16 protein-coding genes are annotated in these 14,212 nt (G+C 69.2%); 3 read left to right on the top strand and 13 right to left on the bottom strand.

Features of this window, described 5'->3' with window-relative positions:
* The 10 genes from FAF44_RS46770 to FAF44_RS46725 all read right to left on the bottom strand — a co-directional run.
* A partial coding sequence (locus FAF44_RS46770) for an NADH-quinone oxidoreductase subunit H (RefSeq protein WP_237109917.1) occupies positions 1 to 300 on the bottom strand: 300 nt, incomplete at its 3' end.
* A complete protein-coding gene (locus FAF44_RS46765) occupies positions 297 to 2,663 on the bottom strand; it encodes an NADH-quinone oxidoreductase subunit G (protein WP_237109916.1) in 2,367 nt (788 codons plus the stop codon). The genes FAF44_RS46770 and FAF44_RS46765, both read right to left, overlap by 4 nt.
* Before the next feature lie 17 nt (positions 2,664 to 2,680).
* On the bottom strand, positions 2,681 to 3,970 hold the full coding sequence (gene nuoF, locus FAF44_RS46760; RefSeq protein ID WP_237109915.1) for an NADH-quinone oxidoreductase subunit NuoF: 1,290 nt from the start codon (positions 3,968 to 3,970) through the stop codon (positions 2,681 to 2,683).
* A complete protein-coding gene (gene nuoE / locus FAF44_RS46755) occupies positions 3,967 to 4,623 on the bottom strand; it encodes an NADH-quinone oxidoreductase subunit NuoE (RefSeq protein ID WP_237109914.1) in 657 nt (218 codons plus the stop codon). Before nuoE ends, nuoF begins: the two co-directional genes overlap by 4 nt.
* Positions 4,620 to 5,945 (bottom strand): NADH-quinone oxidoreductase subunit D, encoded by a 1,326-nt coding sequence (locus FAF44_RS46750; protein ID WP_237109913.1) that lies wholly within the window; start codon positions 5,943 to 5,945, stop codon positions 4,620 to 4,622. Before FAF44_RS46750 ends, nuoE begins: the two co-directional genes overlap by 4 nt.
* The gene (locus FAF44_RS46745) at positions 5,942 to 6,547 is read right to left on the bottom strand and encodes an NADH-quinone oxidoreductase subunit C (protein WP_237109918.1); all 606 of its coding nucleotides are present in this window, start codon (positions 6,545 to 6,547) and stop codon (positions 5,942 to 5,944) included. Before FAF44_RS46745 ends, FAF44_RS46750 begins: the two co-directional genes overlap by 4 nt.
* Positions 6,548 to 6,642: 95 nt before the next feature.
* Positions 6,643 to 7,194, bottom strand: a complete 552-nt coding sequence (locus FAF44_RS46740; protein ID WP_237109912.1) for an NADH-quinone oxidoreductase subunit B family protein — start codon at positions 7,192 to 7,194, stop codon at positions 6,643 to 6,645.
* 2 nt (positions 7,195 to 7,196) lie between these two features.
* Positions 7,197 to 7,592 carry an NADH-quinone oxidoreductase subunit A gene (locus FAF44_RS46735; protein WP_237109911.1) on the bottom strand — a complete coding sequence of 132 codons (396 nt, stop codon included), beginning with the start codon at positions 7,590 to 7,592 and terminating at the stop codon, positions 7,197 to 7,199.
* Positions 7,593 to 7,656: 64 nt separating this feature from the next.
* Entirely contained in the window at positions 7,657 to 8,910 is a 1,254-nt protein-coding gene (locus tag FAF44_RS46730) for a geranylgeranyl reductase family protein (RefSeq protein WP_237109910.1), read from the bottom strand.
* A 470-nt stretch (positions 8,911 to 9,380) separates the two neighbouring features.
* Positions 9,381 to 10,097, bottom strand: a complete 717-nt coding sequence (locus FAF44_RS46725) for a demethylmenaquinone methyltransferase (RefSeq protein WP_237109909.1) — start codon at positions 10,095 to 10,097, stop codon at positions 9,381 to 9,383.
* Positions 10,098 to 10,204: 107 nt separating this feature from the next.
* Between FAF44_RS46725 and FAF44_RS46720 the strand changes: the two genes are divergently transcribed.
* Positions 10,205 to 11,410 carry a delta-60 repeat domain-containing protein gene (locus tag FAF44_RS46720; protein WP_237109908.1) on the top strand — a complete coding sequence of 402 codons (1,206 nt, stop codon included), beginning with the start codon at positions 10,205 to 10,207 and terminating at the stop codon, positions 11,408 to 11,410.
* Here FAF44_RS46720 and FAF44_RS46715 read toward each other — a convergent pair.
* The gene (locus tag FAF44_RS46715) at positions 11,407 to 11,625 is read right to left on the bottom strand and encodes a DUF4229 domain-containing protein (protein WP_237109907.1); all 219 of its coding nucleotides are present in this window, start codon (positions 11,623 to 11,625) and stop codon (positions 11,407 to 11,409) included. The two genes, FAF44_RS46720 and FAF44_RS46715, sit on opposite strands and share 4 nt — an antisense overlap.
* 257 nt (positions 11,626 to 11,882) lie before the next feature.
* Here FAF44_RS46715 and FAF44_RS46710 point away from each other — a divergent pair, with 257 nt between their 5' ends.
* A complete protein-coding gene (locus FAF44_RS46710) occupies positions 11,883 to 12,104 on the top strand; it encodes a BldC family transcriptional regulator (RefSeq protein WP_026214226.1) in 222 nt (73 codons plus the stop codon).
* A 172-nt stretch (positions 12,105 to 12,276) separates the two neighbouring features.
* On the opposite strand, the gene FAF44_RS46705 is transcribed toward FAF44_RS46710, so the two are convergent.
* Both FAF44_RS46705 and FAF44_RS46700 read right to left on the bottom strand, forming a co-directional pair.
* The gene (locus tag FAF44_RS46705) at positions 12,277 to 12,522 is read right to left on the bottom strand and encodes a hypothetical protein (RefSeq protein ID WP_237109906.1); all 246 of its coding nucleotides are present in this window, start codon (positions 12,520 to 12,522) and stop codon (positions 12,277 to 12,279) included.
* 11 nt (positions 12,523 to 12,533) lie between these two features.
* A complete protein-coding gene (locus tag FAF44_RS46700) occupies positions 12,534 to 13,685 on the bottom strand; it encodes a hypothetical protein (protein WP_237109905.1) in 1,152 nt (383 codons plus the stop codon).
* A 138-nt stretch (positions 13,686 to 13,823) separates the two neighbouring features.
* Here FAF44_RS46700 and FAF44_RS46695 point away from each other — a divergent pair, with 138 nt between their 5' ends.
* Positions 13,824 to 14,117, top strand: coding sequence for a PLD nuclease N-terminal domain-containing protein (locus FAF44_RS46695; RefSeq protein ID WP_237109904.1), 294 nt, complete (start codon positions 13,824 to 13,826; stop codon positions 14,115 to 14,117).
* The last annotated feature ends 95 nt before the right edge of the window (positions 14,118 to 14,212 follow it).

Here is a 14,212-nt window from a genome sequence, read left to right as displayed (position 1 = left end):
GAAGGCCAGGAACGCCGGCACCACCATGATCACGGGCGCGAGCAGGTAGAGCACCTTGTCCACGGTCCGCGGGAAGATGTCCTCCTTCAGCCCCATCTTCAGGCCGTCGGCCACGGACTGCAGCAGACCGAACTTGCCGGCCCGGTTGGGGCCGTAGCGGTGCTGCATCCGCGAGATCAGCTTGCGCTCGAACCAGACGCCCATCAGGATGCCCAGCATCAGGAACGCGAACAGCATCACGGCCTTGATGATGGTGATCCAGATCGGATCGTGGCCGAAGTTCTCCAGAGTGGGGCTCATGAGGCGCTCCCGATCGTGACGATGTCGCCGGCCGGCACGCGCAGGTCACGCGTGACCGAGCAGCCGCCGGAGTTCGCCGGCACCCAGACCACGCGGTCGGGCAGGTCGGCGATGCGCACCGGCAGGGTCACGCTGCCGGCCGCCGGGTCGCCGACGACGAGCTTGTCGCCGTCGGTGACGCCGAGCTCGGCCGCGGTGCCCTGCGAGACCAGCGCCTCGGCGGGGCGGGCGGTGCCCGCGAGGTAGGGTTCGCCGTCCTGGAGCCTGCCCTCGTCGAGCAGCAGGTGCCAGGTGGCCAGCAGCGCCTGGCCCGGCTCGGGCACGTCCACGGCGCGGGCCAGGGCGACCGGCGCGCTGACGCGGCTGCCGCGCCACGAGCCGAGCCCGGACAGCTCGCGCCGGGCGGACTTGGCGTCCGGCAGGCCGAGGTGCACGTCCATCCGGTCGGCCAGGTTGCCGATCACGGCGAGGTCGGACTGCAGGCCGGGCACGCGCAGCGGCGCCTCGAACGAGCGGCCCCTGCCCTCCCAGTTGACGAACGTGCCGGCCTTCTCCTGGACGGCGGCGACGGGCAGGACCACGTCGGCGCGGTCGGTGACGGCGCTGGCGCGGATCTCCAGGCTGACGATGAACGGCGTGTTCTCGAGCGCTTCGAGCGCCGCCGCCGGGTCGCTCAGGTCGTAGGGGTCCACGCCGGCGACGACCAGCGCGTCCAGTTCGCCGCCGCGGGCGGCGGCGAGGATGCCGGCGGTGTCGCGGCCGGGCGTGGCGGGCAGCAAGCCCACGTTCCAGGCCCTGGCGACCTCGGCCCGCGCGCTCTCGTCGTCCACGGGACGGCCGATCGGCAGCAGGTTGGGCAGCGCGCCGGCCTCGACGGCGCCGCGCTCACCGGCCCGGCGCGGGATCCAGGCGATCCGGGCGTCGGAGGCGGCGGCGAGGCGGACCAGCGCCGACAGCGCGCCGGGCACCGTGGCCAGGCGCTCGCCGGCCAGCACGATCGTGCCCTCGGCCAGCGTGCCGACCAGGTCGCCGATCGCGTCGGCCTCCGCGCCGGGGGCGGTACGGACGAGCGTGCCGCCCATCTTCGCCAGGCCGGGGGTGGCGAACGGCGCGATCGAGGTGACCTTGAGGCCCTTCTTCTGCCACGCCTTGCGCAGGCGCAGGAAGACGATCGGCGACTCCTCCTCGGGCTCGAACCCGACGAGCAGCACGTGCGGGGCCTGCTCAAGGTCGGTGTAGCTGATCTCGATGCCCTTGCCGGCCACCGCGTGGGCCAGGAACTGCGCCTCCTCGGCGGAGTGCGGCCGGGCGCGGAAGTCGACGTCGTTGGTGCCGAGCGCGACCCTGGCGAACTTGGCGTAGGCGTAGGCGTCCTCGACCGTGGCCCGGCCGCCGACCAGCACGCCGGCCTTGCCACGGGCCTTGGCCAGGCCCCGGGCGGCCACCGTCAGCGCCTCCGGCCACGAGGCGGGCACGAGCACGCCCTCCTCGTTGCGGACCAGCGGCTGCTTGAGCCGGTCGGGCTGCGTGGCGTAGGTGAACGCCCAGCGGCCCTTGTCGCAGTTCCACTCCTCGTTCACCTGCGGGTCGTTGCCCGCCAGGCGGCGGGTGACCCGGCCGCGCCGGTGGTCGGTGCGCTGGCCGCACCCGGAGGCGCAGTGCTCGCACGCGCTGGGGGTGGAGACCAGGTCGAACGGGCGGGCGCGGAAGCGGTAGGCGGCGCCGGTGAGCGCGCCGACCGGGCAGATCTGCACCGTGTTGCCGGAGAAGTAGGAGTTGAACGGCTTGCCGTCGGCCGTCCGCACCTGCTCCTTGGCCCCGCGCTCGAAGAACTCGATGAGCGGGTCACCGGCGATCTGGTCGGAGAAGCGGATGCAGCGCGCGCACTGCACGCAGCGCTCGCGGTCGAGCAGGACCTGCGTGGACAGCGGCAGCGGCTTGGGGAAGGTGCGCTTCTGCTCCTGGAAGCGGGACTCGCCCTGGCCGTTGGACATGGCCTGGTTCTGCAGGGGGCACTCGCCGCCCTTGTCGCAGACGGGACAGTCGAGCGGGTGGTTCATGAGCAGCAGCTCCATGGCCCCGCGCTGCGCCTTCTCGGCGACCGGCGAGGTGAGCTGGGTCTGCACCACCATGCCCTCGGCGACCTCGATCGCGCACGACGGCTGCGGCTTGGGGAAACCGCGGCCGTTGCCGGCGTCGGGGATGTCGACCAGGCACTGGCGGCAGTTGGCCGCCGGGTCGAGCAGCGGGTGGTCGCAGAACCTGGGGATCTGGATGCCCAGCAGCTCGGCGGCTCTGATGATCAACGTGCCCTTGGGGACGCTGACCTGGAACCCGTCGATGCTCAGGGTCACCAGGTTCACTTCTGTCTCTACGACGGTCACTGCTCACCCCAGAGAGTGGACTTCTTCGGGTCGAACGGGCAGCCGCCGATCTCGAAGTGCTTGAGGTACTCCTCGCGGAAGTACTTCACCGAAGAGTGGATCGGGCTGGTCGCGCCGTCACCGAGTGCGCAGAACGAGCGGCCCAGGATGTTGTCCGCGATGTCGGTGATCGTGGCCAGATCCTCCTCGGTGCCCTGACCCTTGTCCAGGCGCTTGAGCACCTGCTTGAGCCAGTACGTGCCCTCGCGGCAGGGCGTGCACTTGCCGCAGGACTCGTGGGCGTAGAACTCGGTCCAGCGCAGCACCGTGCGGACCACGCAGGTGGTCTCGTCGAAGATCTGCAGCGCGCGGGTGCCGAGCATGGAGCCCTTGGCGCCGACCGCCTCGAAGTCGAGCGGCACGTCGAGGTGCTCTTCGGTGAAGATCGGCGTCGAGGAGCCGCCCGGGGTCCAGAACTTGATCTGGTGCCCCTCGCGGATGCCGCCGGCCATGTCGAGCAGCTCACGCAGCGTGATGCCGAGCGGGGCCTCGTACTGGCCGGGCCTGGTGACGTGGCCGCTGAGGGAGAAGATGCCGAAGCCCTTGGACTTCTCGGTGCCCATGCCGGCGAACCAGTCGGCGCCGTTGGCGACGATCGAGGGAACACTGGCGATCGACTCGACGTTGTTCACGACAGTCGGTGAGGCGTACAGGCCCGCCACGGCCGGGAACGGGGGCTTGAGCCGCGGTTGACCTCTGAAGCCCTCGAGCGAGTCGAGCAGCGCCGTCTCCTCGCCGCAGATGTAGGCGCCGGCCCCGCTGTGCACGACGAGCTCCAGGTCGTAACCGGAGCCGAAGATGTCGGTGCCGAGGTAACCCTTCTCGTACGCCTCCCGCACGGCCGCGTGCAACCGCCGGATGACGTGGAGCACCTCGCCGCGCACGTAGATGAAGGCGTGGTTGGCCCGGATCGCGTACGAGGTGATGATGATGCCCTCGACCAGCGCGTGCGGGTTGGCCATCATCAGCGGGATGTCCTTGCAGGTGCCCGGCTCCGACTCGTCGGCGTTGACGACGAGGTAGTGCGGCTTGCCGTCGCCCTGGGGGATGAAGCCCCACTTCATGCCGGTCGGGAAGCCCGCGCCGCCGCGGCCGCGCAGGCCCGAGTCCTTGACGGTCTGGATGACCGCGTCGGGGTCCATGCCGAGGGCCTTCTTCGCCGCCTCGTACTCGCCGTAGACGTCGAGGGTGAAGGAGTTCGGCTGGTCCCAGTTCGCGGTCAGGACCGGTGTCAAAGTCGTGCTCATGCTTCGGGGGCCTTCCATCCCTTGGCCTTGGCGACCTTCAGGCCCTCCAGCGAGGCGCCCGCGGCCGAGGGGCCGTCGCCCGCGAGGTCGTCGGGCAGGCCGGCGAGCACGCGCGAGGCGTCCTTGAAGGTGCACAGCTTCTTCGGGCCGCGCGTGGGCCGTACGTCCTTGCCGTCACGCAGGTCGTCCACGAGCTGCTTGGCCGACTCGGGCGTCTGGTTGTCGAAGAACTCCCAGTTGACCATCATGACCGGGGCGAAGTCGCAGGCCGCGTTGCACTCCAGGCGCTCCAGCGAGATCTTGCCGTCCGGGGTCGCCTCCTCGTGACCCACGCCGACGTGCTCGGAGAGCTCCTCCCAGATCTGGTCGCCACCCATGACCGCGCACAGCGCGTTGATGCACACACCGACGTGGAAGTCGCCGGCGGGCTTGCGCTTGTACATGGTGTAGAAGGTCGCGACGCCGGTGACCTCGGCCTTGCTGACGCCGAGCAGCTCGGCGCAGAACTCCTGGCCGTCGTCGGAGACGTAGCCGTCCTCCGACTGCACGAGGTGGAGCAGCGGCAGCAGCGCGGAGCGGGTCTTGGGGTAGCGCCCGATGATCTCCTTGGCGTCCCGCTCCAGACGCTCACGGACCTCCGGTGAATAAGTCACCGGTCCACACCTCCCATGACGGGGTCGATAGAAGCCACAGCGGCGATCACGTCGGCGATCTGGCCGCCTTCCGCCATCGCGGGGAAGCTCTGCAGGTTGCAGAAGGACGGCTCGCGGAAGTGCACCCGGTAGGGGCGGGTGCCTCCGTCGCTGACGACGTGGGCGCCGAGTTCGCCCTTGGGCGATTCGATGCTGGCGTACGCCTGCCCGGCCGGCACCCTGAAGCCCTCGGTCACCAGCTTGAAGTGGTGGATGAGGGCCTCCATCGAGGAGCCCATGATGTGGGCGATGTGGTCGGGCGAGTTGCCGAACCCGTCGGGGCCGAGCGCGAGCTGGGCGGGCCAGCCGATCTTCTTGTCCTCGATCATCACCGGGTCGCCCTTGAGCGGACCGGCGATGCGGTCCAGCGCCTGCTCGACGATCTTGAGGGACTCCTCCATCTCCCGCATGCGGACGAGGTAGCGCGAGTACACGTCGCAGCCGCGCTCGGTGGCGACGTCGAACTCGTAGGTCTCGTAACCGCAGTAGGGCTGCGACTTGCGCAGGTCCCAGGGGAGGCCGGCGGCGCGCAGGATGGGCCCGGTGACGCCGAGCGCCATGCAGCCGGTCAGGTCGAGGTAGGCGACGTCCTTGGTGCGGCGCACGTAGACGGGGTTCTCGTCGAGGAGCTTGCGGATGTCCTTGATCCGCTTGGGCATCTCCTTGAGGAACTCGCCGACCTTGTCGACCGCGCCGGCGGGCAGGTCCACGCTGACGCCGCCGGGGCGGATGTAGGCGTGGTTCATGCGCAGGCCGGTGATGTACTCGAACAGGTCCATGATCATTTCACGATCGCGGTACCCGAACAGGAACGGCGTGGTCGCGCCCAGCTCCATGCCGAACGTGCCCATGGCCACCAGGTGCGAGGCGATGCGGTTGAGCTCCATCATCATCACGCGGATGGCCTGCGCCCGCTCGGGGACGCGGTCGGTGATGCCGAGCAGCTTCTCCACACCGAGGCAGTAGGCGGTCTCGTTGAAGATCGGCGAGAGGTAGTCCATGCGGGTGACGAACGTGGTGCCCTGGGTCCACGTCCGGTACTCGATGTTCTTCTCGATGCCGGTGTGCAGGTAGCCGATGACGCCGCGCGCCTCGGTGACCGTCTCGCCGTCGAGGGTCAGGACCAGCCGGAGCACGCCGTGGGTGGAGGGGTGCTGCGGGCCCATGTTGACGACCAGGCGCTCTTCCTCGGAGTCGCGCACGCCGGTGACGACCTGGTCCCAGTCGGCCCCGTTGACCGAATAGACCTTGCCCTCCGTCGCCTCGTCATAAGCGGTGCTCATGAATAGCTCCTTCTGTGGTCAGGCGAGGGGATCGTGGCGCCGCGGTACTCGACCGGGATGCCGCCCAGCGGGTAGTCCTTCCGCTGGGGGTGACCGTCCCAGTCGTCCGGCATCATGATCCGCGTGAGCCCGGGATGACCGTCGAAGACGATCCCGAAGAAGTCGTACGTCTCACGCTCGTGCCAGTCGTGACCAGGGTAAACGCTGACCGTCGATGGAATGTGCGGGTCGGAGTCGGGGGCGCTGGCCTCGACGCGCACCCGCCGGTTGTGGGTGATCGAGCACAGGTGCAGGACGGCGTGCAACTCCTCGCCCGTCAGGTGCGGGTAGTGCACCCCGGACACGCCGAGCGACAGCTCGAAGCGCAGGGCCGGGTCGTCGCGCAGCTTCTGGCAGACCTCGACCAGGCGCTCACGCTTGACGTGCAGGGTCAGCTCGCCGCGGTCGACGACCACCCGCTCGATCGCGTCGTCGAGCGCGAGGGCGTCGACGATCTCGTCGAAGTAGCTCCCGTACGGGCGGGGCGTGGAGATCTGGGGCGCCCGGCGGACGACGAGGCCGCCGTAACCGGAGGTGTCGCCGCTGTCCTGGGCGCCGAACATGCCGTGCCGGGCGACGGGGGCCTCCGGCACCGCGGGGACCGCCGCCTCGGGGGCCTGTCCGCCTTCCGGGCTGCCGGGCAGGTTGTCGGGCGAGGTCACTTCGCGGCCCCCTGGTCGATCAGCGGCAGCGTACGCAGCGCCTGCAGTTCGAGCTCCTCGATCTGCTTGGCGCGGTGCGCGCCGAACTTCGTGTTCTGGATCTTGTCGTGCAGCTTGACGATGGCGTCGATCAGCATCTCGGGCCGGGGCGGGCAGCCGGGCAGGTAGATGTCGACGGGCACGACGTGGTCGACGCCCTGCACGATGGCGTAGTTGTTGAACATGCCGCCGCTGGAGGCGCACACGCCCATGGAGATGACCCACTTGGGCTCGGCCATCTGGTCGTAGATCTGGCGCAGGACGGGTGCCATCTTCTGCGACACGCGCCCGGCCACGATCATCAGGTCGGCCTGCCGGGGAGACGCCGAAGCGCGCTCCATCCCGAAGCGCGCCAGGTCGTAGTGGGGGCCGCCGGTGGCCATCAGCTCGATGGCGCAACATGCGAGGCCGAAGGTGGCCGGCCACACGGAGTTCTTGCGCGCCCATCCCGCGGCCGCTTCGACCGTGCTGAGGATGAACCCGCTGGGGAGTTTCTCTTCGATTCCCATTGTCAGTCCCACTCCAGACCCTTGCGGCGCCACACGTACGCGTAGGCCACGAGCACGGTGACGATGAACAGCAGCATCTCGACGAGCGCGAACAGGCCGAGGCCCGAGGCGAGCACGCGGCCGAGGTCGTCTGTCTGCGGCGCGAACGAGACGGCCCACGGGTATAGGAAGATGATCTCGATGTCGAAGACGATGAAGAGCATCGCCGTGATCATGTATTTGAGCGGGAACCGTCCGCCACCGACCGGCTGGGGCGTGGGCTCGATGCCGCATTCGTAGGCGTCGAGCTTGGCGCGGTTCCAGCGCTTGGGACCGGTGAAGGGAGCGATGGCGACCGAGAAGATCGCGAAGCCCCCCGCGAGAACGGCGAGCACCAGGATGGGCACGTAAAGGTCCATCGCTACGCCTCCTCTGGAGTCGCCGCGCGCGCGGGCGCGCAGCCGGATCTGATGATTGCGAGAGTCATGCTGGTGGGGCGACCTTCGAGAGTGCGTTGATGATCATGTCGGACGCATCGCCTCGCCGGTCGGTGAGATTACCAAGGAGTTTGAGCGCGAAGCGCATCAGCCTCGGGTGGGGCAGCCCGTGCCTGGTGCCGAAGGTCATCACGCCCGGCTTGCCGATCGCCTCGACGAACCACTTTCCGAGCGTGAAGTAACCGCCGTAGGCGTCCTTCAGCACCCGAGGATAGGTCCGCAGCGTCCGCTCCTGCTGAGCGGGGGTGGCGTCCTTGAGTGCCTTGGCGATGATTTCCCCGGCGATCTCCCCGGTCTCCATGGCGTAGGCGATGCCTTCACCGTTGAAGGGGTTGATCGATCCGCCGGAGTCTCCCACGAGCACGAGCCCGCGGGTGTAGTGGGGCTGCCTGTTGAAGGCCATCGGGAGCGCGGCGCCGCGGATCGGGGCCGTCATGTTCTCCTCGGTGAAGCCCCAGTCGGCCGGCATCGACCGGCACCAGCGGCGCAGCAGGTCGCGGTAGTCGATGTTCTTGAACTGGGCGCTGGTGTTGAGCAGGCCCAGACCGACGTTGGCGGTGCCGTCGCCGACGCCGAACACCCAGCCGTAGCCGGGCAGCAGCGTGTCGCCGTCCCACAGCTCCAGCCAGGTCTCGAGGTAGTCGTCGTCGTGGCGCGGGCTCTCGAAGTACGTCCGAACGGCCACGCCCATCGGGCGGTCCTCCCGCTTGTGCAGGCCCATGCCCAGGGCCAGGCGGGTGCTGTTGCCGTCGGCCGCCACGACCACGCGGCTGCGGAACTCGCGGCCGTCCTTGGTGGTCACGCCCACGATGTGGCCGCTGCGGTCGTCGAGCACGGGGCCCGTGACGGTGACGCCCTCCATGAGGCGCACGCCGTTCTTGACCGCGTTGGCGGCGAGGATCTGGTCGAAGTCCTGGCGGGTGCGGACGAGCCCGAAGTCGGGGAACCGCTCCAGGCTTGGCCAGTCGAGCTCGAAGCGCAGCCCGCCGCCGACGACGCGCAGGCCCTTGTTCCTGACCCAGCCGGGCGCGTCGATGTCGACGCCCATGTTCTGCAACTGCTTGACCGCTCGCGGGGTCAATCCGTCGCCACAGACCTTCTCGCGGGGGAACCTGGTCTTCTCCAGGAGCAACACGTCGAGCCCGGCCTGCGCGAGGTGAAAGGCGGTTGCGGAACCGGCTGGACCGGCGCCGACGACGATGACGTCGGCGTCAGCCTGTATGGCTGTTGGCACGGTCACTGGACTGTCCTGTCCCTACACGCTCGAAGGCCGTGGGGTGTCGCGCCTTCGTTCCTTTGTGAACCCCTTCACAAACTTACCGGCCCGCAGTCTACTGCTTTTCGTGTACATAGTGGCAGTCGGGGTGCGGTTCTGTGATCCCTGTGGACGGCGTGTCGCCTGAGGCCGCGCAGTCATGATCGTCACGCTAGCAGCAGGCTCCCGGAGGCTCGGAGCCCGCCGGCGAGCCGATGCGGTCCCGTGATGCTCCGTCGCCGGACAGGGCTTCCGCCGGGCCGAAAAACGGGGAATATCGATATCGAGCCGTTCTCCAGGCGCCGGCCCGGCATGGGGAATCCCGGACTCATCCCCCGGAAAATGCACGGAGCCGCGCTCGCACATCCCCGGCCCGCCGCGGCACAGAAATGCGGCCATGTCGAAATGACGATTTTCGCCATACGCGAGCGACCGGACCGCGGGGCCCGCCGGGCTCAGGCGGGCTTGAACCCCCGGTGCATGGCCACGATCCCCATCGTGAGATTGCGCCAGGCCACCCGCTCCCAGCCGGCGCCCTGGATCTTCCCGGCCAGAGTCGGCTGGTCGGGCCAGTCTCTGATCGACTCGGCCAGATATTCGTAGGAGTCGTCGTTGGACCCGAACACCTTGGCCACCTTCGGCAGCATCCGCATCAGATACTCGCGGTAGACCATGTCGAACGGGCCGAACGGCACGTGCGAGAACTCCAGGATCACCAGCCGCCCGCCCGGCCTGGTCACCCGCAACATCTCCCGCAGCGCCAGGGAGGTGTCGTGCACATTGCGCAGCGCCACCGAGATCGTCACCGCGTCGAACGAGTCGTCGGCGAACGGCAACCGCAGCGCGTCACCCGCCACGAACGGCACCCCCGGCCCCGACAGCGCGTTGCCGCCGTGCCGCCGCACGCCCGTGCGCAGCATGCCGAGCGAGAAGTCGGAGGCGATCGCCCGCGCTCCCAGGGTGGTGAACGCGTCGGTGGACGTGCCGGTGCCCGCCCCCAGGTCGAGGACGAGTTCCCCGGGCCCGGCGTCGACGGCGGCGGCCACCGCCCTGCGCCAGAGGCGTACCTGCCCGAGGGAGATCACGTCGTTGACCAGGTCGTAGCGCCGGGCGGTGCGATCGAACATCGCCGCGACCTCGTCCGGTCTCTTGTCCAACTGAGCGCGCGTCATGGCTCACAGCCTATTGGGACGCGTCCGCGGGCTCGCGGTCATACCCATCTGGGACAATCGACGGAAAGTAGTCACATGACTACCCACCGTCTGCTAGTTGTTGGGGAATGTTTGCCCGTGTCGCCCTTGCGGCGATCATCGCCTCGGCCCCGGTCGCGCACGCGCGCGTCGTGTCGGCCGACCCGATCGACAGCACCCCCCACGTGCTCGACGGCATCGTCAACGCCATCACCGTCGTCGGCCGCACCGTCGTCGTCGGCGGCTCGTTCAGCGAGGTGAGCGACGCCTCCCGCAGGACGGTGTTCGCCCGCGCCAACCTGTTCGCCTACGACCTGGTGACCGGCCGCGTCCTGGCGGACTTCGCGCCGAGCGTGGCCGGCCCGGTCTACGGGCTGGCGGCCGGCGAGCGCGGCACCGTCTACGTCGGCGGCGAGTTCCATGGCGTCGACAACCAGCGGGCCCGCGGCCTGGCCAGACTGCGGGTCTCCGACGGCGCCCTCGACTCCGGCTTCCAGCCGGGCATCGGCGGAGGGATGGTGACCACGCTGGCCCGCCAGGGCTCCAAGCTCTACGTCGGCGGCGACTTCGTCAGCCCGCGCGCCGCGCTGGCCAGGCTGGACGCCGGCACCGGCGCCCCCGACCCCGGGTTCACCGTCGAACCGGACGCGCCCGTGGGCTCGCGGGTGAAGGTGTACGCGCTGGCCGTCTCCGGCGGCAGGCTCGTCGTGGACGGCTCGTTCACCACCCTGGACGGCCGTTCCCGGCCCCAGCTCGGCCTGATCGACGTCAGCGGCCTGACCGCGAAGGTGGACCCCTGGCGTACCGACACCTACGCGCGCAAGTGCAGCACCTCCTTCCCCTCCTACGTGCGCGGCCTCGACTTCTCCCCCGACGGACGCTATTTCGTGGTCGTCACCACGGGCGGCGCCAAGGGCGGCATCTGCGACACCGCGGCCCGCTTCGAGACCTACGCCAAGGGCTCGGCCATCCGCCCGACCTGGGTCAACAGCACCGGGGGCGACTCGCTCTACGCGGTCGCGGTGACGGGCGCGGCGGTGTACGTCGGCGGCCACCAGCGCTGGCTGGACAATCCGGAGGGCCGCGACTCGGCGGGGCCGGGCGCGGTGTCACGTCCGGGGATCGGCGCCATTCATCCGACCACCGGAAAGGCCCTCTCTTGGAATCCCACGCGGGAGCGCGGCATCGGCGTGAAGGCGTTTTACCCGCACAGCAGTGGACTACTTGTCGGTAGTGACACAACGAGACTCGGACGGGAGTACCATGCCCGGATTGGCATGTTCCCCCGGTCCTAGTCGTCTTGCGGCTTCGGCTGGTCGATCCTGTCGCTGAGACGCGCACTCACGGCGTCACGCTGCTTGGACAGCAACACGTAGCTGGCTATGCCGCTGATCAAGAATGAAGTGGCGATGAGGATCAGCTGGTTTTGTAGGCCGAGCAGGTACAGGACACCCAGGGTCACGAGAAACAAGCCGATCCGCGACGCGGTGTAAACGAGAACAGGACGCACAGGTTCGAGGTTACTCGGACCTGTGCAGCGGTCGCTCTTCGCATCGGACGCGAGCACTGCTACTGTTCCCAGTTAGGGAGTTTCGTAAAGAAACACCCACGAGAGCCCCAAAGAGGCTCTATCATATAACAATCGGGCAGTCAGCCGATAACAACCCGTGATCTTTGTCGAAAACCACGGATAAATCAGGCTTCGCTCGACACACTGGTTACCTGTCCGCCCGCTGGCAGGAAGCGGGATGCGAGGGGGAGAGATTGGTGGAGAGTAGCAGCGAGCGTCTGCTGACCCCAGGAGAGGTTGCCGCCCTCTTCCGGGTAGACCCAAAGACGGTTACACGCTGGGCAGCGGCAGGCCGCATCAGCAGTATCCGCACCCCCGGAGGGCACCGGCGTTTCCGCGAGTCGGAAGTGCACGCCCTTCTCCGAGGCGAGGACGTTCTCACGGCCGACAGGCCGGCAGGTGAGTCCCCGCGCGTCTGACGTTCCGTCAAGTCGGTGATCCTGTATGGCGGGCCGCACGAACAGCGGCCCTCCCCGCCAGGATCACCGCTGGCGGAACCACTGTTTCACATGCTTTTCGCGCACACGGCAGTTCGGGAGGCATCGGAGCGGCGCCAACCGCCGACCGTGGCTGGCGCCTGTCCGGCGGTCTCTACGAGGCGTCCTCCTGCCGCTCCTTGAAGGCCAGGAACTCCTGCTCCAGGTCGTCGTTCTCCTCTTCCCAGCGGCGGCGGCGCAGTTCGGCCTCCTCCTCCGTCAGCGACTCCGGCAACCACTGCTCGTAGTCGGGGTCATCGGGCTGGACCTCGACGTAGGCGTTGCCGATGAGCCGCCCGTCCTCGCTGGTCAGGCTCTGCGGTACGCGCAACGTCCCGTCCGCGAGCCGGATCACGTACATTGGCCGATCACCTAGATTCCGTAACGCCGGTTGAAGAACAGCATGATCTCGAGCGCCATCCGCGTGTCGCCCCCGAGCATGTCCACGAGGGCCGGACGCCGGCGCGCGGCGATGGCGGCGAAGGCGTCGGCGAAGAACTCCTTGCGGCCCAGCCCGCCTCCCTGACGGTGGAAGGTCGAGGCCAGCAGCGGGACCGCCGTCTCGTACAGGCGCGTGAACTCCGGCGAGTCCGAGACCCAGTCGCCGTACGCCGAGTCCACGTCGTCGATGGCGTGGCCGACCTCGTGCATCATCACGTCAGGGGTGGGCGAGGGCCGGTCCCCCACGACGATCTTCCGGTCGCCGTACGCGCCCGCGCAGATGTCCCAGGTCGCGCGGCCCGACGGGAGCGGCGCGCCGCGTAAGTAGGCCATGTCGTCGAGGTCGGGCACGCCTCCCGGGCCGATGTAGATGCCCTCGAGCCTCGACGCGAGCAGGTCCTTCAACCGCTCGGGCAGCCGGGCCAGGCTCTCCACCGCCCTGATGACCTCCGCCGGCGGCGGGCCCAGGGTGGAGTCCCACTGGCGGTGCAGGATCGTCTCCAGTCTGCCGCAGTGGCGCAGGCCGTCGCCCAGCGAGGGCGCGTCGGGGCGGTGCGGGCGGGCTCTGAGCGGCTCGTCGGGGAGTTGGAAGTCGTCCCAGGTGTAGCGGGCGCGGTCGACCACGACGGCGGCGGGCAGGCGTTCGCCGCGTTCGCGTAACGAGAAGCCGTCCCAGCTCGTCTCGGGGGGACGCCCCTGCTCGCCCGCCCCGGCCGCGCGCTCACGCCCGTCGGCCCGCCCGGATCCGCCGTACGGGCGCACCCCGCCGCGCTCCGGCGCGTCACCTCCGGGCCACATAACCCTGTCGGGCTCGCTGGAAGCTCTTCCCCGCTCGCGCTCGCCCGGCCACGCCAGCCGATGAGGCTCCCCGCCGGGACGCTCGCCGCCGGGCCCGCGCCGCCGCTCCGGGCCGCCGCGCCGCCTGCTCCCCTGGAGCCGGTCGCGGGTATCGGACCAGAAAGAGCGGTCGGCGTCGGCGGGCGCCTCGACGCGGCGCGAGAAGAGGTACGACCCGCGCCGCCACCAGCGTCCGCGCCGATGCCGTCCTTTGTCGCCCGCTCCCTTGTCGGAAGAAAAGGCCATCGCACCCCTCAACGCCAGTGGAGCCCCGTGGACACCGTCGCATCGGCTTCCACGGTACGACGCCGATCTTCCGCTAGTCACCCGAAATGGGACATCGGGCAGCACGATCACGCCGGAACATGGCTTACAGTTCGGGGCATGGCAGGTGTTCTGATCGGCCTGGCGCTGCTGGCCTTCTGGCTCTTCTCATTGTTCGACGTGGTCACCTCGCCGGAAGATGAGGTGAGGAACGTACCAAAAGCTCTCTGGATCCTGATCGTCGTGCTCATCCCGTTGCTCGGCGGCCTGGTGTGGATGGCGCGTGGCCGTCCACGGGCCCCGCGCGCGGCGTGGCCCGTGTCACCGGGTCCGGGCACACCGAAGGGCCCGGACGACGACCCCGACTTCCTTCGTGATCTCGACCGGCGGATGCGCGGCGACGACGTCGCCTAGTACTACATGGCTAGATCACGTTGGGTGATCTTTCGGTTTCCCGGTGTGCGAGGGCTGGAGTATGTGAACGTGATGACATGCCCCAGCCCCATGAG

It is taken from the genome of Nonomuraea sp. MG754425 (genome assembly GCF_021699195.1).
Lineage (GTDB): Bacteria > Actinomycetota > Actinomycetes > Streptosporangiales > Streptosporangiaceae > Nonomuraea.
Note: the sequence above shows the minus strand (reverse complement) of the source record. Positions and strands in the feature narration are given on the sequence as shown.